At 68.1% G+C, this 17,884-nt stretch carries 17 protein-coding genes; 5 read left to right on the top strand and 12 right to left on the bottom strand.

The window, feature by feature from the left end; translation table 11 throughout:
- Window positions 1-3 precede the first annotated feature (3 nt).
- The 3 genes from OG817_RS13545 to OG817_RS13535 are packed head-to-tail and all read right to left on the bottom strand — an operon-like array spanning window position 4 to window position 2,130.
- Window positions 4-318 (bottom strand): TusE/DsrC/DsvC family sulfur relay protein, encoded by a 315-nt coding sequence (locus OG817_RS13545; RefSeq protein WP_406054641.1) that lies wholly within the window; start codon window positions 316-318, stop codon window positions 4-6.
- A gap of 2 nt (window positions 319-320) precedes the next feature.
- Complete coding sequence (locus OG817_RS13540; protein ID WP_406054639.1) at window positions 321-1,565, bottom strand: NAD(P)/FAD-dependent oxidoreductase; 1,245 nt, start codon at window positions 1,563-1,565, stop codon at window positions 321-323.
- Between the two features lie 4 nt (window positions 1,566-1,569).
- Entirely contained in the window at window positions 1,570-2,130 is a 561-nt protein-coding gene (locus OG817_RS13535; RefSeq protein WP_406054637.1) for a hypothetical protein, read from the bottom strand.
- A 190-nt stretch (window positions 2,131-2,320) separates the two neighbouring features.
- Between OG817_RS13535 and OG817_RS13530 the strand changes: the two genes are divergently transcribed.
- From OG817_RS13530 to OG817_RS13520, 3 genes are read left to right on the top strand one after another with little or no spacing between them, the layout of a single operon-like run.
- Window positions 2,321-3,700, top strand: coding sequence for an MBL fold metallo-hydrolase RNA specificity domain-containing protein (locus OG817_RS13530; RefSeq protein ID WP_406054635.1), 1,380 nt, complete (start codon window positions 2,321-2,323; stop codon window positions 3,698-3,700).
- 59 nt (window positions 3,701-3,759) lie between these two features.
- Entirely contained in the window at window positions 3,760-4,698 is a 939-nt protein-coding gene (locus OG817_RS13525) for an Acg family FMN-binding oxidoreductase (RefSeq protein ID WP_406054633.1), read from the top strand.
- A 16-nt stretch (window positions 4,699-4,714) separates the two neighbouring features.
- On the top strand, window positions 4,715-7,111 hold the full coding sequence (locus tag OG817_RS13520; RefSeq protein ID WP_406054631.1) for a glycoside hydrolase family 65 protein: 2,397 nt from the start codon (window positions 4,715-4,717) through the stop codon (window positions 7,109-7,111).
- Window positions 7,112-7,277: 166 nt separating this feature from the next.
- Here OG817_RS13520 and OG817_RS13515 read toward each other — a convergent pair whose 3' ends face one another.
- The 5 genes from OG817_RS13515 to OG817_RS13495 form a co-directional block, all read right to left on the bottom strand.
- Window positions 7,278-7,517, bottom strand: coding sequence for an SHOCT domain-containing protein (locus OG817_RS13515; protein WP_406054629.1), 240 nt, complete (start codon window positions 7,515-7,517; stop codon window positions 7,278-7,280).
- Window positions 7,514-8,074 carry a flavodoxin family protein gene (locus tag OG817_RS13510; RefSeq protein ID WP_406054627.1) on the bottom strand — a complete coding sequence of 187 codons (561 nt, stop codon included), beginning with the start codon at window positions 8,072-8,074 and terminating at the stop codon, window positions 7,514-7,516. The genes OG817_RS13515 and OG817_RS13510 overlap by 4 nt, the downstream gene beginning before the upstream one ends.
- A gap of 2 nt (window positions 8,075-8,076) precedes the next feature.
- On the bottom strand, window positions 8,077-9,753 hold the full coding sequence (locus OG817_RS13505) for a SulP family inorganic anion transporter (protein WP_406054625.1): 1,677 nt from the start codon (window positions 9,751-9,753) through the stop codon (window positions 8,077-8,079).
- Between the two features lies 1 nt (window position 9,754).
- Window positions 9,755-10,678 carry a universal stress protein gene (locus OG817_RS13500; RefSeq protein ID WP_406054623.1) on the bottom strand — a complete coding sequence of 308 codons (924 nt, stop codon included), beginning with the start codon at window positions 10,676-10,678 and terminating at the stop codon, window positions 9,755-9,757.
- Window positions 10,679-10,891: 213 nt separating this feature from the next.
- Complete coding sequence (locus OG817_RS13495) at window positions 10,892-10,996, bottom strand: hypothetical protein (protein ID WP_406054621.1); 105 nt, start codon at window positions 10,994-10,996, stop codon at window positions 10,892-10,894.
- Here OG817_RS13495 and OG817_RS13490 point away from each other — a divergent pair.
- Complete coding sequence (locus OG817_RS13490) at window positions 10,958-11,227, top strand: hypothetical protein (RefSeq protein ID WP_406057681.1); 270 nt, start codon at window positions 10,958-10,960, stop codon at window positions 11,225-11,227. The genes OG817_RS13495 and OG817_RS13490 overlap by 39 nt on opposite strands.
- Window positions 11,228-11,231: 4 nt before the next feature.
- Here the strand turns inward: OG817_RS13490 and OG817_RS13485 are convergent, their stop codons facing one another.
- From OG817_RS13485 to OG817_RS13470, 4 genes are all read right to left on the bottom strand, one after another.
- A complete protein-coding gene (locus OG817_RS13485) occupies window positions 11,232-12,197 on the bottom strand; it encodes an Acg family FMN-binding oxidoreductase (RefSeq protein ID WP_406054619.1) in 966 nt (321 codons plus the stop codon).
- The gene (locus OG817_RS13480; protein ID WP_360456843.1) at window positions 12,194-13,258 is read right to left on the bottom strand and encodes a zinc-dependent alcohol dehydrogenase family protein; all 1,065 of its coding nucleotides are present in this window, start codon (window positions 13,256-13,258) and stop codon (window positions 12,194-12,196) included. Before OG817_RS13480 ends, OG817_RS13485 begins: the two co-directional genes overlap by 4 nt.
- 24 nt (window positions 13,259-13,282) lie before the next feature.
- Window positions 13,283-16,033 carry a GNAT family N-acetyltransferase gene (locus OG817_RS13475; protein WP_406054616.1) on the bottom strand — a complete coding sequence of 917 codons (2,751 nt, stop codon included), beginning with the start codon at window positions 16,031-16,033 and terminating at the stop codon, window positions 13,283-13,285.
- 91 nt (window positions 16,034-16,124) lie between these two features.
- Entirely contained in the window at window positions 16,125-16,751 is a 627-nt protein-coding gene (locus OG817_RS13470; protein WP_406054614.1) for a PEP/pyruvate-binding domain-containing protein, read from the bottom strand.
- A 200-nt stretch (window positions 16,752-16,951) separates the two neighbouring features.
- On the opposite strand from OG817_RS13470, the gene OG817_RS13465 reads away from it, so the two are divergent.
- Window positions 16,952-17,824: a universal stress protein gene (locus OG817_RS13465; RefSeq protein WP_406054612.1), complete on the top strand. Its 873-nt coding sequence runs from the start codon at window positions 16,952-16,954 to the stop codon at window positions 17,822-17,824.
- The last annotated feature ends 60 nt before the right edge of the window (window positions 17,825-17,884 follow it).

The raw sequence follows: 17,884 nt of genomic DNA, 5'->3' as shown, positions 1-17,884 counted from the left end.
CCTTCACACACAACCACGCGGTTTGGGCAGGCCGGCGACGTAGGCCATCTTCTTGGCCGGCTTGACCGGGAACAGGACGAACAGTTGCTTGATCGGGATGCCGGCCAGTGTGGACACCCGCCGCAGCGTCGCCGTCTCGCCGTGCGAGGGGAAGTCCGACCGGAGGAACCTGATCGCCTTCCAGTGCTCGTCGGTCAGCTCGATGCCGATCTGGGCGGCCAACTGTTCCGCGAGCGGTTCGTTCCATTCGCCGTACTCTGTCAGGAATCCCTCGGCGTCGACGTGGACGTCGGCGGAGCCGATGGTGAGGACAGGCATGATCAGTTCTCCTTGTCGGGTCGATGTTTGCCGGTCATGGACATGTTGCTCGGCAGCGGTAGCCGGCGGCCGGGCAACAGCAGGTGCCAATAGATCCACCGGAACGCCAACTTGCCCCAGTGATTGCGGGCGGTCTCCCGCAGGAGGGTGAACGGGCCGACTCGCGGCAGCGGGTACTCGCCGGGCAACGGCTCGGTGTCGTAGTTGAAGTCGATCAGCAGGCCCTTGCCGTCTCCGGACTCGACGAAGCAGTTGGCGTGCCCGTCGAACCGCGCGGTCATCGCCGTACCCTCGACGTACTCGCGGAAGTTCTCGGTGAACACCTCGACCGAGAAGTGTGCCACCGAGCCGGCTTTGGACGTCGGCAGGTCGTTGGCGTCGCCGATCGCGAAGATGTCCGGGTACGCCGTCGACTGCATGGTGCGGCGATCGACCGGGACGTAGTTCAGCTCGTCACCGAGACCGGACCGGGCGACGAAGTCTGCGCCCATGTTCAGCGGGACGGTGACGAGGAGATCGAACGGGATCTCGCGCTCGTCGTACGACACCAGCACTTTGCGCTCGGGGTCGATCCGCTCGACCAGGAAGTCGGTCTCCAGCGTGATCTTGCGATCCTCGAGCATCCCGCCCAGCCGCTCGGCGGCGATCGGCTTGGTGAAGGCGTCGGACAGCGGCGTCACGTAGACGATCTCCACCTGGTCGCGTGTTCCGTGCTGCCGGAACCAGGCTTCGGCCAGGAAGGTGAACTCCAGTGGTGCGACCGGGCACTTGATCGGCTGATCGACGATGTGCACCACCAAGCGGCCGCCGCGGAACGACTCCAGCGCGCCGGCCAGGGCGGCCGCACCGTCGTAGCTGTAGAAATCGAAGATGCTGCGGCGCCACTCGGTGCCCAGCATGCCAGGTGTCTGGTCCGGCCGTGGCGAGGTACCGCTGGCGATCACCAGGTAGTCGTAGCCGAGCGCGTCACCATCGGTGAGCTTGACGACCTTGCCCACGGGGTCGATCCGGTCGACCTCGGCGAGCTGGAGCCGGATTCCGGGGCGCAGGAGACGCCGCCGGGGCTTCCGCAGTTGCTCGGGCCGATAGTGCCCGAACGGGAGGAACAACAAGCCGGGCTGGTACAGGTGGACGTCGTCACGGTCGAGGACGGTGATCTGCCACTCGTCCATGGCCAGATGGCGGCGGAGTTTGTTCGCCGCCATCGTGCCCGCGGTTCCAGCACCCAAGATGACCAAGCGCTTCACGACATCACCGCAGCCAGGGGTAACGGTGGACGATGTCGAGACGTCCCCACTGCTTGCCCAAGCCCCACACGTTGCCAGCAGCAACCAGAGCCAGAACCACCAGCGTGATCGCACCGAGAATGTGCTCGTCCAGCACCGGGTTGTTTTCCGGCGGCAGGTTCGCGGTCCACATCAACACATACAGCAGACCCCCCGCCACCGCGGCAATCCGCATCCCGATCCCCAACGTCAGCGCCACACCAATAGCGACCAGACCAACCATGAACAACGGACTAACCCACCAATCACCCACCAGCGACTGATAGAAGTCCGCGAACGGTCCGCTCGTGCCTTTCCCCAGGAACCCGGCCGTCGGATCGCCACCATCGACCCAGCCCTTGCCCTCCGCAGTCGCATATCCGAACCCGAACAACTTGTCCACAAAAGCCCACAAGAACGTCAGGCCGAAAGCAATCCGCAGCACCGCGAGCGCACGGCCCGCCGCAGTAGTGATGACCGGATACCGATCACCATCAGGCTCCATCACAGGAGCCGGCACATCACGCCGACGCGGAGTCGTGGTCATTGTCATGTCCTTTCCTCGTTCCGTTGCCTTCATCGTCCGGTCGCGGAGCCTCGCCAGGTCAGGGGCCGCGGTCACCGCTCGGTATGCCGAAGGACCCCCCCACCTCGGGACCGAAGCCCGCAGCACGGCGGCGCTCCGGTGACCCAAGCTGAAGTAGCGACGCGGCTCGACGCACCGAAGGGAGCCTGCGATGAGTACTCCCGTGCTGACATTCCTCGGCGCGGCCGGAACGGTCACGGGCAGCAAGTTCCTGCTCGAGTACCAGAACCACCGGACGCTGATCGACTGCGGGCTGTTCCAGGGCGAGGCACGCTGGCGGCGCCGGAACTGGGACAGCTTCCCGATCGATCCCCACACGCTCGACGCCGTCGTACTCACTCATGCTCATCTCGACCACTGCGGCTACCTGCCGGCCCTGGTCCGGCAGGGCTTCCACGGCCCGGTGATCTGCTCGCCGGCGACCGCCGAGGTCGCCGCGATCGTGCTCCGCGACGCCGCACACCTGCAGATGGAGGACGCGGGCCACGCCAGGGCCGGCGGCTACTCGCGGCACGATCCGCCGTTGCCGCTGTTCGACAGCGCCGATGCCGAGCGGGCGATCAGGCACTTCCGCCCAACGCCGGAGTCCGGCATGTCCGAATTGTTCGGAGGCGGCACCGTCACCCTCTACCGGGCCGGCCACATCCTCGGGTCGGCCTTCGCCGTCGTCGAGCTGGGAGGCCGTCGGTTGGCGGTCAGCGGCGACCTCGGCCGACAGGACCATCCGCTTCTGCTCCCACCCGAGCCCTTGCCCGACGTCGACGCGGTGGTGATCGAGTCGACGTACGGCAACCGGCTGCACCTGCCCGTCGACCATGCCCGGTTGGCCCGGCTGATCACATCGACAGTCGAACGCGGAGGCGTGGTGCTCATCCCCGCCTTTGCCGTCGACCGCACCGCCGTCATCCTGCACGAGCTCGCCGTACTGACCACAGAGCGCCTGATCCCACACCTGCCGATCTACGTGAACAGCCCGATGTCGCTGGCCGCGCTGAACGTCTATCGCACCGCGGTGGAAAACAAGTCCGACGAGCTACGACCGGAGATCCTCACCGGGGACGACCCCTTCGACCCCGGCGACCTGCGACTCGTGCAATCGGTCGACGAGTCGATACGGATCAACAACCCCGGCAGACCCTGCATCATCGTTTCCGCCTCCGGGATGGCCACTGGCGGCCGAGTCCTGTACCACCTGGAACGCCTCCTGCCCCAGACGAAGAACACGGTTCTCCTTCCCGGCTACCAGGTTGCCGGCACCCGTGGTCGCCAACTGCTCGACGGCGCCCGGTCGGTCAAGATCCACGGCCGCTACGTCCCCGTCCGCGCCCGGGTCACCGACATGCCCGAGTTCTCCGCCCACGCCGACGCCGACGAACTCGTCAACTGGCTGTCGACCGCGCGTCGAGAGCCTGACGCCGTGTACGTGGTCCACGGCGAGGACGACGCCCGGCATGCCCTCGCGGACCGGATCGGCGACGAACTCGGCTGGACGGCCGTGACACCTCATCACCTCGAACGGGTCCGGTTGTAGCCGACCCCGCACCAAGGAGCACAACCATGAGCAGAGCGACATCGTTGACCCAGGACGAGGTGGGCATCTTACTGGCCTCGGCAGTTCACGCACCGTCGATGCACAACACCCAGCCCTGGCGGTTCGAGGTCGCCGGTCAGGTGATCGACGTACACCTCGACGAGGACCGCGTCCTGCCGGCTGAGGATCCGTCCGGACGGCAGATCCGGATCGGACTGGGCGCAGCGGCCTTCAACCTCCGGGTGGCGGCCGCGATGCTCGGGCACGAGTCGACCTTCGCCGTCACACCCGACCCCGCCGAGCCGACCGTGGCCGCCAGGATCTTCCTGGCCGACTCGCTCGGCCCGGTGCCTGAGCTGGCCACCCTGTACCGCGAGATCGGCCGTCGACACACCTATCGCGGCCCGATGCGCGACCTGCCCATCCCGCCGATGGTGATCAGCCGGCTGTCGAGGGCTGCGACCGCGGAGGGGGCGGAGCTGCACCGGCTGGACGAGGACTCGATACGTCAGCTCGCCAGGATACTGCGGCAGGCCGACGACCTTGACCTGCACGACGAGGACCGCCTGCACGAACGTTCCCGGTGGATCGGCGGCGAACGGGCGGACGACGGCATACCGTCCACCGCCCTCGGTCCGCTCCCCACCGGACCGGCGATGGTCAGAGATCTCGCCGCCGGATACCACATCGAGGGCCGGGAGCAGACGGCGTTCGAAGCGAGGCCGGTGATCGCCGTGCTGAGTACCGACAACGAGGACAGGGCCGCCTGGGTGCGGGCCGGGCTGGCCCTGCAGCGAGTGTTGCTGGCGGCAACGTCGTCGGTCCTGGTCGTGTCGTTCCTGAATCAGGCGCTGGAGCGCCCGGACTTGCGCCGGCAGGTCCGCGACCTGATCGGCGGCGCCTGGCCCCAGATGATCCTCCGAATCGGCTACCCGGCCGAAGCAGAAACCAGCACCAGCCGCATCCCGTGGCAGCACTCACTCGATCGCTCGTTCTGATCGGCGGACATGAGCCATGAACGACTGGATCCATCGGTTCAGCGGGTACGAGCCGTCCGACGAGCGGCGGCGTGAGGCGCTCTGCACCGTCGGCAACGGGTACTTCGCCACCCGCGGCGCCTGGGCCGGATCCTCGGCGACGGATCATCACTACCCCGGGACCTATCTGGCCGGCTACTACAACCGCCTCATCGACGACGTCGACGACCATTTGGTAGAGAACGAGAGTCTGGTCAACCTGCCCGACTGGCTTCCCCTGACGGTCGCCATCAACGACGGCGACTGGATCACACCGGACACCTGCGAGGTCCTCGAACACGACCAGGAACTTGACCTGCTGCGAGGCGTACTGACGCGGCGCTTCCGGCTGCGGGATCCACTCGGCCGGGAGATCAGCGGTGTCGAGCGGCGCTTCGCCAGCATGGCCGATCCACACCTGGCGGGCCAGACACTGGCCATCACGGTGACGGGCTGGGCCGGCCACCTCCGGCTCGGATCCGCGGTCAACGGGGCGGTGCGCAACTGTGGCGTCGAGCGGTACCGGAAGTTGTCCGGCCGGCATCTGACCGAAGTGAGCCCAACGGTTGACGATGGAAACCTCATGGTCGCGGCGGCTACCTCGCAGTCGCGTCACCGGGTGGCCGTCGGCATCCGCACCGTTGCCGCCCACAACGGATCGCCGGTTGCCGGCTGGACCACGCGGACGGATTCGGACTCCGCGTACGCCGAGCTCGTCGTACCCGTCCAGGCTGGAGATGTCGTCACGGCCGAGAAGGTCGCGGCGATTCATGGCTCTCGAGACGTCGGCATCTCGGAACCACTGCTCGCAACGCAGACGGCGTTGGCCCACGCACCCGGCTTCGACCAACTCCGCGAAGCCCACGTACTCGCCTGGTCCCAGCTCTGGCAGGGCTTCTCGATCGAGCTCGAGGAGCCCTTCGACGGCACTATGGCCGCTGTCCGGCTGAACCTGTTCCACCTGCTGCAGTCGGTCTCCGCGCACAGTGGCGACACCGATGCCGGCGTACCTGCCCGTGGTCTGCACGGCGAGGCATACCGCGGTCACATCTTCTGGGACGAACTTTTCGTCTTCCCGCTGCTGACTCTGCGGATGCCGGCACTGACCCGCTCGCTGCTGCGCTACCGGTATCGACGGCTCCCGGCCGCCCGGCAGGCAGCACGGCAGGCCGGCTACCCCGGGGCGATGTTTCCGTGGCAATCAGGCAGCGACGGCCGCGAGGAGAGCCAGCGTCTGCATCTCAACCCGCTGTCGGGCCGATGGACCGAGGACGCGACCTTCCGGCAGCGTCACGTCGGCCTGGCGATCGCGTACACGATGTGGCAGTACGTCGAAATGACCGGCGACCTGGAGTTCCTCGGCGACCGGGGTGCCGAGGTCATCATCGAGGTGGCCCGGTTCTTCGCCGGACTCGCGGAGTACGACCAGGGTCGCGACCGCTATGTGATCCGGGGTGTGGTCGGGCCGGACGAGTTCCACACCGGCTATCCCAGTCGGCCCGCCGCCGGGATCGACAACAATTCCTACACGAACGTGCTGGCCGTCTGGTTGTTCGGAGTCGCCGCAAAGGCACTCCAGCGGCTGCCGGCCTGGCGGCGGGCGGAGCTGTCCGCCACACTCGGCCTGCGCTCCGAGGAACTGAGCCACTGGGACGAGCTGACCCGGAGGATGTACGTTCCCTTCCACGACGGCGTGATCAGCCAGTTCGAGGGGTACGAGCAGCTGACCGAGCTCGACTGGCAGCACTACCGCTCGACGTACGGCGACATCCGCCGGCTCGATCGGATCCTGGAAGCCGAGGGCCGCGACGTTACGTCGTACCAGGTCTCCAAGCAAGCCGATGTCCTGATGCTGTTGTACCTGCTGCCTCGTCGCGAGTTGCACGACCTGATGGAACGTCTCGGGTACCCGTTCACAGCCAACACCGTGCGCGCCACGGTCGAGTACTACCTGGCCCGGACCTGCCACGGCTCGTCACTCAGCGCGGTCGTGCACGCGTGGGGCCTGGCGATGCTGGATCCCGACCGTGCGCTCGAATTCCTCGAGCAGGCCTTGCACAGCGACGCCGGCGACCCCAGTCGGACCGGCACGGCAGCGGAGGGCATCCACCTCGGCGCGATGGCTGGCAGCATCGATCTCATCCAGCGCTGCTTCACCGGGTTGGGCGGCACCAACGACGTCCTCCGGTTCGGGCCTCGCTGGCCGGCCAAGCTCGGCACCCTCAGGATGGTCTTTCGCTATCGCGGGCACCGTATCGTCGCCAAGGTCTCGACCAGTGAGGTCACTCTCACCGTCGACCCTGGCACTGGACCTGCGATCGCAGTTCGATGCTTCGGCCGCACCCGGCCACTGAGGCCCGGGGAGTCACGCACGTGGTCGAGCCGCGGCGGCTGACCTCCGGGCGGCCCGATGAACCAGCTTCGCGATCGTGTCGACCGCGATCAGCACCACACTCAGCCTCTTGGTTGACGCTAGAGACGCCGCGCGCAGCAAGTCAGAGGCACAAGTCCCGCGGCCGAGGGCCGAACGACGCGTGTCGCAGTCTGAGCTCGGTTATGAGTCAGATGTCTATTTCGTGCTCGTGGAGGCGGGCCCGGGCTTCGTCGAAGTCTTCGCGCGTGATCTTCCCCGCGGCGTAGCGACGCTCGAGGATGTCCAATGGTGACGGGAGCACCTCGGGTGGTGGCGGGTGGTGGATGGTGCGGATCGCCAGCACGATCGCGCCGCCGATCGCCGCCAGCCAGATCGTCAACCCGAACACGATCCAGCCGAGCGTAGGGTCGATACCGTTGTGCATCACGCGGATCGCCTGCTTGCGCGCGAGATGGTGCCGAGTACGGACCGGAGCTCCTGGCCCAGCTCCTCGCCCCACCGGCGCGCCCGCTCCAGTTCGCGGTCGTCGATCGGGCCGGTGGTGTCGTCGACGAAGAAGCTTGCCGGTGGCACCATTGCCCTGAAGTCCCGGCGATGCAGGATCTTCGCCGCGGACTTGGCGGCCGACCCCGGCAGGCGCCGGACTTTGGTGATGCGGGTGTCGAAGGTTGCGGAGATCGTCTTGGTGGTGCGGACCGGCAAGGAGCCAAGCCACTCGCGGATCCCGGTGTCGACCGGCATCGTGACGTCGCCCTGCTTGCCGGCGTCCGTCCGCGTCGACGGCCGGCTCATGCTGAACGCGTGCGTCGGTCCGCCGACGACGAGCAGCCGGGCGTCCGTGGGGATCCGGCCCGGCATCCGGTCGACACGGACCAGGTCGGTGTCGATGATGGTGCTCAGTCCGTCGCGAATCGCGGCCGCGACCTTCTCGGTGTTGCCGAACATCGATTCGTACACGATGAGGGCACGTGGTGTCTCGGACATGGTCAACTCCTTGCTTCGGTCGTGGTCCCCGTACGGTCCCGGAAGGCTTGTACGGCGGTGGGTAGCGTGAAGAACACGTGGTCGCGGCCGAGCCGATCGAGGAACCCCGCAGCCTGGAGATCGTCGGACAGATCCTGCTTGACGCGTGCCATCGCCAGCACGACCCCGCGGTTGGACAACTCCTGTCGAAGCGCGTCGAGCGCGTCGATGGCGGTGATGTCGATCTCGACATTCGCCTCGGCATTCAGCAGCAGCCAATGCACCGGCGGATCGGCGTTGTCGACCGCGGCGAGCGCACGGCGCCGGAAGTCCTCGGCATTCGCGAAGAACAGTGGTGAGTCGTAGCGGTATACGACCAGGCCTGGAACCGGGCGCGCATCCGGATAGTCGTCCACGTCATGCATGCCTGCGATCCCAGGAACGATGCCGAGGATACCGTCGTGCGGCCGCGCGACCCGGCGCAGTACGTCGAGGACGGACAACCCGACCGCGACGAGGACGCCGTACAGGACATCCAGAGCGACGACGCCGGCTGTGGTGGCCAGGGCGATGATCAGTTCGGTACGGCGGAAGGCGGAGAACCTGCGGAATTCGTCCAGATCCACCAGCCGCAACGCCGCAAAGACCACCAGAGCACCCAGCGCCGCCGACGGGAACATCGACAGCAACGGTCCGGCGAACAGTAGGGTCATGACCACGACCACCGCGGTAACCAGTGAATAGACCTGGCTCTTCGCGCCGGTCGCGTCCGCGATCGCCGTCCGGCTGCCACTACTGCTGATCGGGAATCCGCGGAGCAGACCGGACGACAGGTTGCCGACGCCCATGGCCAGCAACTCACGATTCGAATCGATCCGCTCGTGATGGCGTTGCCCGAACGCACGACCGGTCAGCACGGTGTCGGTGTAGCCGACCAATGCGACGCCGAACGCCGGAAGAAGCAGCATGCGCAGATCCGCCGCAGACGCCTGCGGAAGTTCGGGCACGGGGATCCCTGACGGGACTGCCCCGACCAGCTTGACGTCCAGACCGGTCGCCCAGACCACGACCGATGCCAACACCACCATGACAAGTGGTCCAGGTAGGCGCGGCAGCCACCGCGCGGAAACCAGTAGCAAACCCAACACCGCCACTGACACAACAACCGTCGGCGTGTGCCACGAGCCGATCTGCCGGGCGGCTGAGACGACCTCCTCGACCGAGGAATCGCCGCTGACGCGTACGCCGGCCAGCCTCCCCAGCTGGCCGGTCATCATGATGACCGCGATCCCGGCCATGTATCCGACCAGCACCGGTTTGGACAGCAGATCCGCCAGGAACCCCAATCTGGCCAGCCACGCGATCAGGTAGACCCCGGCGACGAGGAGCGCCAGTACTGCCGCGAGCATCGCGTACCGGGTCGGATCCCCGGCCGCCAGTGGACCGATCGCCGCGGCAGTCATCAACGCCGTCGTCGACTCGGGACCGAGGGAGAGCAGCCGCGAGGAACCGAGCACGAAGTACACCAGCAGCGGACCGAGTGCCGCCCACAGCCCAGCGACGGCCGGGAGCCCGGCCACCTGCGCATAGGCCATCACCTGCGGTACCAGGTACGCCGCGACCGTCACGCCGGCGAGTACGTCGGCCCGCATCCAGGAGACCTGGTAGTGGCGGAGAGCGGCGATCCCGGTCGTAGCCATCTCAGTACATCGGTGTCACGATGTCGGGCCGACGGGGCTCCAGCAGGCGCTCCCGCTCGACGACGGTCAGGTGATGCGGAACGATCGCTACGGGGCACGGCATCGCTGCCACACAGCGCCGCGCCACCGGGTCCGTGGCCGGCACGGAGCCGTGCGCGCCCACGACGATCAGACCGGCATCCTTGCTCTCGTGCAGGATCGCCTCCACGGCAGGCCGGCTGCTGAGGAACCGGGTCACCCGCACCTGCGGGAACTCACTGGTCCATGCGGCCACTGCCTCGCTGATCGTGTGGTCGGCCCGGCTGATCCACGAGTGCTCGACATCGTCGTCGTTGAACGCGTGGTCGGGCGGCAGGCCGGCGCGAACCACGATCAGGTCGCCCTCACGGGCCACAGCAGCCCGGAACGCGAATTCCACCGCCTCGGCCGACTGCCCCGAGCCGTCGATGCCGACAGCGACCTTGCGATCCACCTGGGACGGACGCCAGGACAGCGGTACAACCACGACCGGGCAACCGACCCGGGCCGCCAGGTTCAGATTCGTCTGAGCGGCGACCAGGCGCTGCGGCCCGCGCTTCGGTGTCCGTCCGATGATGAGCATCCGCGCGTGCCGGGCAATCTCCGCGAGCACTCTCGCCCGCGAGCCTTCCTTCGACACGGCCTCGAGCTGCAGGCCGTAGCCATATCGATGCCTGACATGCGCAACTGCCAACCGCAGCGCCATGTCGGCCAGGTCGCCAGGCGGCTTCGGCAGCTCGGTCGGCCGCATCGGGGAGAAGGTGCCGTGCGCGCGGTAGGGAGCAGCGAGCACTAGGTCGGCACCGGACCGCAGCGCCTCCACGCACGCGTAGTCGACCACGCGCATCCCCTCGGCCGTGCCATCTACCTCGACGACGACAGGTCCGTTCCGCACCCAGCTCTTCATCTCATGCCTCCTTCGACTTTCCTCACCTTGAGCGTCGCTCGTGGACATCTCCGCCGGCAGAGGCGCGGTACCTCGGCGTCCAGGCCGGACAGCGACAGCTGGAAGGACTTTCGTCCTCCCAGCTGTAGCTGTGACGATCGATCGGCCGACGCAAGTCGGTGCCGTGCGGCCTGTCCGCCACGGGCCGCACGGCACCTTGCTGGTTCGCGCCCCTCAGCACGTTCCAGCGTCTGCGGCGTCGTCTCGACGATCGTGGACGACGGCGATTGGGCAGGTCGCGTGGTGAAGGATGCCCCGGGCAACGGACCCCAGCAGCATGGAGGTCAGCCGGCGGTCCCCGACGACCAGCAGCTAGGCGCCGCTCTCCTCAGAGGCGGTGACGATCGAGTCGACCGGGTGACCTCGCCGTACGTCGATCGCCTCGAAGACATCCGCCGCGACCTGGTCGCCACCGGACCGACCCCCAAGCTGCAAACCCAGCTGAGCGAAACTCTTGCGGTCCTCCGCGTCCTCGCCAGAATCGCTCTGCGCGACCAGCCCGCCCGCTGAGCGGTCAGTCCAGCAATACGTCGGAGATCGGACGGCGAGGCGTCGCCGGGACGGGTGGGCCATAGCCGACGCGGATGATGACTTGCGGGCGGTACGAGGGACCGAGCGGGTCGTTGATCAGCCAACGGAGCTCGTCGTGCTCCAGCGCCTGGTTCAGCAAGGACGTCGACAGTCCCAGAGCAGTCGCTTCCAAGAGCACCCGCTCCATCGCCTGACCGGCCCGGAGCCATTCGGGACGACCGTCGTGGCGAGTCGACAGCACCGCCAGTTGCGGTTCCGCCTCGAACGCGATGACCGTCCGGCTCTCGTCCGCGGGAGTTGCGGCCAGATCCCGGACCGGCGAGATTTCCCCCTCGCTGCGTGGCCCGAGCGCGTTGCTCGGAACACCGTCCCGGGCACGTGCGCCGCCGACCCACCGACGACGTTCGGCGCTCCTGGCCGCGTCCTGATCGTCCAACGCGCCGGCATCGCTGCTTGCCAGCTGCAACCATCTCCGCCGGGCAGGTGCTTCCGCCCAGTCCAGCAGAGCGCCCTCCAGCCGGGCGGACAGCTCCAGCAACTTCTGGACCTCCGGCGTAACCCGTCGATCGCTGTAGGGCTGCCGGTTCGTGCGACGAAGCGGCACGTACGGCGCCAGCGCCGACAGCGACTGGATATCCGGCCCGGGAATGACCAGCTCGACCTCGGCGACGAGATCGGGATGCGCCCGATCCAGAACGCTCCTCGTGTCGGTGCCGTAGCCACAGAGCGCTGCTGCGACGCGCAGGTTGAACACCGCGGCGCCGAGCGACAGGTAGAGCATCCGCCGGTCGCGGTCCTCGGCCGGCAACTCCCGGTCGCGGTCGCGATGAACCTCGACCACCCAGCCGCGGAAGCGAAACCTCCACGGCTGGGTGTTGTGCACCGAGGGCGCCGCGACAGCCGCGCGGAGCAGCTGATCGCGGACGTCCTCGGCCGGCGTCGCCGTCACCGGCTGTCCTGCTCCGCACCTTCGGCGCTGAAGAGCGCGACCTTCAGCGCACCCGTCTCACCCGCGCGGGCGAACACGTCGTACGCGTCCTGCATCTCGTCCAGACCGAAGCGGTGCGTGATGAGTCCGGGCAGCTCCAGGCGACCGGCCGCAAGCATCGACAGCAGGCGAGGTGTCGACACAGTGTCGACCAAGCCGGTCGTGATGGTCACGTTCTTGATCCAGAGATCTTCGAGGTGCAGCGTCGCCGGCGCACCGTGCACACCGACATTGGCGACCGTCCCGCCCGGACGAACCACTCGGGTGCATAGCTCGAAGGTCGCCGGGATGCCGACGGCTTCGATCGCGACCTCGGCACCCAGGCCACCAGTCAACTCCCGCACGGCGCCCACGACGTCGTCGTCCGGACTCAACGCCACGTCGGCGCCCCGTTCGAGGGCGGCTTTCCGGCGGGAGTCTGCCACGTCGACGACGATGATCCGGGCGGGGCTGAACAACTTGCTGGTAGCGATCGCGGCCAGCCCGATCGGACCTGCGCCGACGATCACGACCGTGTCGCCAGGAGACACGCGCCCATTGAGCACGCCGACCTCATACGACGTCGGCAGGATGTCCGCCAGCAGCAGGGCAGCCTCGTCCGTGACGTTGTCCGGCAGTTTGTGCACCGAACGATCCGCGAACGGCACTCGGACCTGCTCGGCCTGCACACCGTCGATCAGGTGACCGAGAATCCAGCCACCGCCCCCGAGGCACTGCCCGTACTGGCCTTCGCGGCAGTACTCACAACGCCCACACGATGTGATGCACGAGATGAGCACCCGGTCGCCGGGGGTCAGCCCTCGTACTCCGGCACCAATGTCCAGGACGGTTCCCACTGCCTCGTGACCAAGGATCCGGCCGGGCTGGACCGTCGGCACGTCGCCTTTCAGGATGTGCAGATCCGTACCGCAGATGGTGACCGCGTCGACGCGGATGATCGCGTCCTCGGAGTCCTCGATGACCGGATCCGGCACCTCTTCCCAGCTGCGGCGCTCCGGACCGTGATAGACCAATGCTTTCATCTCACTTCTCCTTTCGACGGGGGTTCAGCGCAGATGCCGCGCGTACCAGTCGTGCGGGGGGCCGGCCGGGGTGATGTGCAGTTTCGCGTCGATCGCGACGGCTCCGGACGGAGCGGCGGTCAGCGGGTTGATGTCGAGCTCGGCGATCTCCGGCAGCGTCTCGGCCAGCCAGGCGACTCGGTGCAGTACGTCGAGAACCGCGGCCTCGTCGGCGGGTGCGCCGCCTCGGTAGCCGGCCAGTAGAGGCGCACAACGTAGTGACCGCACCATTTCGGCGGCGTCCAGATCGGTGAGGGGAAGGCCACGCCAACGGCGGTCGGCCATCAGGTCGGTCAGCACCCCACCGCTGCCGGCCATCACGATCGGACCGAACAACGCGTCGCGGACCATGCCGACGACCATCTCGGTCGAGGCCGGCGCCATCGCCTGGACGATGACACGCCGATCACCCGTCGCCGCGGCGATCTCGTCATATGCCGCTTCGACCGCGCGTTCGTCGGCCAAGCCGACGCGCACTCCCCCGACGTCGGTCTTGTGAACGATGGTTTCGGCGGCTGTCTTGACGACGACGGGATAGCCGACCCGACCGGCCGCGGTCCGCGCTTGCTCGCGGTCGCTCGCCCGGATCGAATGAACCACAGGGATTCCAGCACACTGCAGCAACTGCTCAGCCTGCTCCGGACCGAGCCAGCCGCCCTCTGGCCGGTGCTCGAGGAACCGTCGTACAACCGTCCGTGCACCCTCCGCGTCGATGCCGGCCAGCGTCGGTACGACGCCTTGCGGACGCGACCGCCAAGCGGCGTACCGGACGGCGTGCGCGAGCGCACGAACGGCGCTCTCCGGGAAGGGAAAGACCGGAAGGTGTGACCCGTTGGCCAACGGAACCCGCGGTTCGGCGTTCGGCGCACCGAGGCAGGTGACGAGGATCGGCACCTCCGAATCGGCCGACGCGGCCCCGATCGCCGCGTAGGTCTCGGACACGCTGCCGGCCCGTGTCGCGGCGTAGCAGACCAACACCGAATCGGCCTCGCCGCTGTCGAGCACCACGCGAAGCGCGCGTTCCAGGGTCTCTGGAGACGCCGCGGCGCCGAGGTCGACCGGGTTACCCGCGCCGACCGCGCCAGTAGCGGCCGTCAACTCCTGCTGGGTCGCGGTACTGAGTTCGGGAACCTCCAGACCGAGCCGCCCGGCCGCGTCCGCCGCCAGCACACCCGCGCCACCTGCGTTGCCGATCACGGCCAGCCGATGACCCTTCGGCAGCGGACGTCCGGCAAGCACCCGGGCCGTCTCGACGAGCTCCTCGAGCGTGTCCATCCGCAGTACGCCGGACTGCTCGAAGAGGGCGTCGACGGCGGTGTCCGGCGTCGACGCGGCGGCGGTGTGCGAGGCGCCCGCACGCCGGCCGCCGGTCGAGCGGCCGCCCTTCACCACCAGGACCGGCTTGGTCCGGCCGACCAGCCGGGCGAGCCGGCCGAACTTGACCGGGTTGCCGAACGACTCCAGATACAACGCGATCACGTCTGTCCGCGGATCGTTCCACCAGTGCAGCAGCAGGTCGTTGCCGCTGACATCGACCTTGTTGCCGAGGGAAACGAACTCCGAGATGCCCAGGCCGATCCGGCTCGCATGGTCCAGGACCGCAATGCCGACGGCGCCGGACTGCGCGGCGATTGCCAGTGAGCCGGGCAGCGGGGTCACGTCGGCGAACGTCGCATTGAGGGCGACGTCGGGTGCGGTGTTCACGATGCCGAGGCAGTTCGGGCCGATCAACCGGATGCTGTGCCGGCGGGCGATCGCGAGGATCTCGCTCTGCAGCCCGTTCGCACCGAGCTCGGAGAAGCCGGACGTGAGGATGACAGCGCCGGCAACGCCCTTGTGACCACATTCGGTGAGTACCTCGCTCACCTGCGCGGCGGGGACCGCGATGACCGCGAGGTCAACAGGTCCCGGCACCGCGAGGATCGACGGGTACGCCGCTACCTCGGCGATGCGGTCGGCTCGCGGGTTCACGGCGTACAACTCACCGCGATAGCCACCGCCGGCGAGCGTACGCAGTACTTCGTGGCCGATGCCGCCCGGCGTGCGACCGGCGCCGATCACCGCGACCGCTGCCGGGGAGAACAGCGGTCGAAGGGACTTGCCCTCGGCCTGGCGTTCGCGTTCGGCCATCCGGTCCAGGGTCCGCGCCGAGTACGACGTGTCGAGCATCAACTCGACCACCCCGCTGTCGAACCGGTGCGTCTGCTCGAATCCCGAGTCCGTGAAGACGCGCAGCATGGCAGCGTTCTCCGCCAAGGTGTCGGCGCGCAGACGGTGGATGCCGGCCTCGCGGGCAACCGCGGCCAACTGTTCCAGCAGCAGGGTGCCGATCCCCCGCCCGTGCACCGCGTCGTCCAGCAGGAATGCCATCTCCGCCTCGCCCGGGCGGAGTACTTCGTAGCTTGCGACCCCGACCACGCGCCCTGCGCATTCCGCGACCAGAGCCTGGTGCCCGGGACTACCGTCGGCCAGGTGGTGCGCGTGCTCGTCCGCGCCACGGCGGTCGAGCGCGAAGAACCGCAGGTACACCGAACGGTCCGAGAGCCGCTGGTTCATCGCTTTCAGGGCGGCCTCGTCGCCGGCGCCGATCGGCCGTATCCGAACGACTGCTCCATCCGTGGCAAGGGCGTCCCACCCAGCCTCGGAGAGCGCTGGGTGGGACGCGGGCCCCGGTGTGACGGGGCCCTGGCCCGATCCGGATGCGCCACCGGCCGGGTCAGTCACTGATGTGGTCATCTCGCTCCTAGATCGTCACCCCCAGCACATCGCTCGCCATCACCCAGCGACAGGGCCCTTGGAACCGCACGCGGCGGGACCTTCGGCTCACTCAGTTGACGCGTCGGCCGTAATTGCGGTCGAGGGCGACTGCCCAGGCTGCGAGTTGGCGGATCTCGGCGTTGTCGATGACGTAGCCGGCGCACTCGGCGGCGGTCGGGGCGAAGCCCGTGGACGTGACTGTGACCGGAGACGACTCGCGCTCGATCCCGATCGACACCGCGACATCGAATTGGCTCACCCGGCATGCCTCGCGCTCGGCGATCGCCTCAGCGGTGAACGGCGCCGCGAAGCATCGCCTGCAGGCCGCGAGTACGTCGTTCGTCGTCCTGACATCGTGGAAGACCTCTTGGTGGCCGGAGCCGAGGCTGCGTACCGTCACCGCGGTGCCGTCGCCGCCCAACCGTGCATAGCCGGCCGCGATCGCCCCCGCGACACCGACCGGCCACTCCGCGTCTGCGAAGGCGGTCCGGATGGCGGCACCGACGGCGATCAGATCCCGGCCAGCGCGTAACCGACGAAGCTCTCCGCCGATGAAGGGCCGCAGCCGCGCCGACCGAACGAACTCTCGATAGGCCGCAGAGGTCACGGCGAAGCCGGCGGACCCCTCAGGGTCGCGATGCCCCCTAGGCACCAGGCGCACCGGCCGGTCCGGCCAAGTAGTTCTGGACTCGTTCATGGCCGCCCCCTCCGGTCGCGGATGCTCACACCCTCATTCCATCGCCGGTCGCGATCTCACCCCAGGGCCGAAGGTCCCCGGTCCCTCCTGACCCGCAACGACGCGGCGGGTCGTTGGTCCCCCGCAGCAATGGCCTCCGACTCTGCTCGCTGCGAGGCCGGACGGGCTTCCCTGAAAGCAGACATTCGGAGGTGACTGTCATGTCCGCACAGGTACAACCGACGATCGTGGTAGGGATCGACGGGTCACGCGACGGCCTTCTCGCCCTGGATTGGGCCGCAGACCTGGCCGCCCGGAGGCACTGGGCTGTTCGCGCCGTTCACGTGGCCGACGATGACCGGCCGGGTCAGCCGCTGGTCGCCGTACCGCATCTCGAGGACAGCGCCGAGGTGCTGGAGGACGCGGCGGACGAACTGGCCAGGATCGGATTCACCGGCGCGAGCCTGGAGATCCGGCACGGTCACGCCGCCGAGGTTCTGCTGGACCTCGCCCGCATCGCGCGACTTCTGGTCATCGGCCGACGGGGCGGCGGCGGTTTCGCCGAGTTGACTCTCGGCTCCATCTCACAGGTGTGTACGGCGCTCGCGCGGACATCGACGGTCGTCGTACCGGACCACTGGAGCCGCGACGACGGTGACTCCGGCATGGTCGTCGTAGGCGTTGACGGCTCGGACGCATGCCAGGCCGCACTCGGATTCGCCTTCGAGTTCGCTGACGAACGGGGTTCCGAGCTCACCATCGTCCACGTGCCGCGCGCGCCTCAGGACTTCCCGCCTCCCGGCGTCTGGATCGACCCCGAGGACACCCCGTGGTACCACGACGCTCGGCAACTGATCACCGAATCGCTGGCCGGATGGCCGGAGAAGTACCCGGACGTGGAGTTCCACACCCATTATCGTCCGGGACATCCCGTCCAGGTGCTGGCGCAGCACTCGAAGGCCGCCGACCTGGTCGTCGTCGGAGGTGTCGGTCGCGCCAAGTTCACCGCGCTGCGGCTCGGCTCGGTTTCTCGCGGTCTCCTCCACCACACGCAATGCCCGGTCGCCATCGTGCACACCGACTCGCCCGGCTGACGCTGACCGAAGACCGCGATCGGGTGGGACCTTCGCCTCTGGGAGCCCGGCCCGCGGCGA

Source organism: Kribbella sp. NBC_00889, from assembly GCF_045207705.1.
In the GTDB taxonomy this organism is placed as follows: domain Bacteria; phylum Actinomycetota; class Actinomycetes; order Propionibacteriales; family Kribbellaceae; genus Kribbella.
This window is presented reverse-complemented; position numbering and strand designations above follow the sequence as displayed.

Excerpts from the sequence above, each read along its gene's own strand:
- OG817_RS13545 (WP_406054641.1), bottom strand. The coding sequence starts at position 318 with ATGCCTGTCCTCACCATCGGCTCCGCCGACGTCCACGTCGACGCCGAG.
- OG817_RS13535 (WP_406054637.1), bottom strand. The coding sequence starts at position 2,130 with ATGACCACGACTCCGCGTCGGCGTGATGTGCCGGCTCCTGTGATGGAG.
- OG817_RS13530 (WP_406054635.1), top strand. The coding sequence starts at position 2,321 with ATGAGTACTCCCGTGCTGACATTCCTCGGCGCGGCCGGAACGGTCACG.
- OG817_RS13520 (WP_406054631.1), top strand. The coding sequence starts at position 4,715 with ATGAACGACTGGATCCATCGGTTCAGCGGGTACGAGCCGTCCGACGAG.
- OG817_RS13510 (WP_406054627.1), bottom strand. The coding sequence starts at position 8,074 with ATGTCCGAGACACCACGTGCCCTCATCGTGTACGAATCGATGTTCGGC.
- OG817_RS13505 (WP_406054625.1), bottom strand. The coding sequence starts at position 9,753 with ATGGCTACGACCGGGATCGCCGCTCTCCGCCACTACCAGGTCTCCTGG.
- OG817_RS13500 (WP_406054623.1), bottom strand. The coding sequence starts at position 10,678 with ATGAAGAGCTGGGTGCGGAACGGACCTGTCGTCGTCGAGGTAGATGGC.
- OG817_RS13495 (WP_406054621.1), bottom strand. The coding sequence starts at position 10,996 with ATGCTGCTGGGGTCCGTTGCCCGGGGCATCCTTCACCACGCGACCTGC.
- OG817_RS13480 (WP_360456843.1), bottom strand. The coding sequence starts at position 13,258 with ATGAAAGCATTGGTCTATCACGGTCCGGAGCGCCGCAGCTGGGAAGAG.
- OG817_RS13475 (WP_406054616.1), bottom strand. The coding sequence starts at position 16,033 with ATGACCACATCAGTGACTGACCCGGCCGGTGGCGCATCCGGATCGGGC.
- OG817_RS13470 (WP_406054614.1), bottom strand. The coding sequence starts at position 16,751 with ATGAACGAGTCCAGAACTACTTGGCCGGACCGGCCGGTGCGCCTGGTG.
- OG817_RS13465 (WP_406054612.1), top strand. The coding sequence starts at position 16,952 with ATGTCCGCACAGGTACAACCGACGATCGTGGTAGGGATCGACGGGTCA.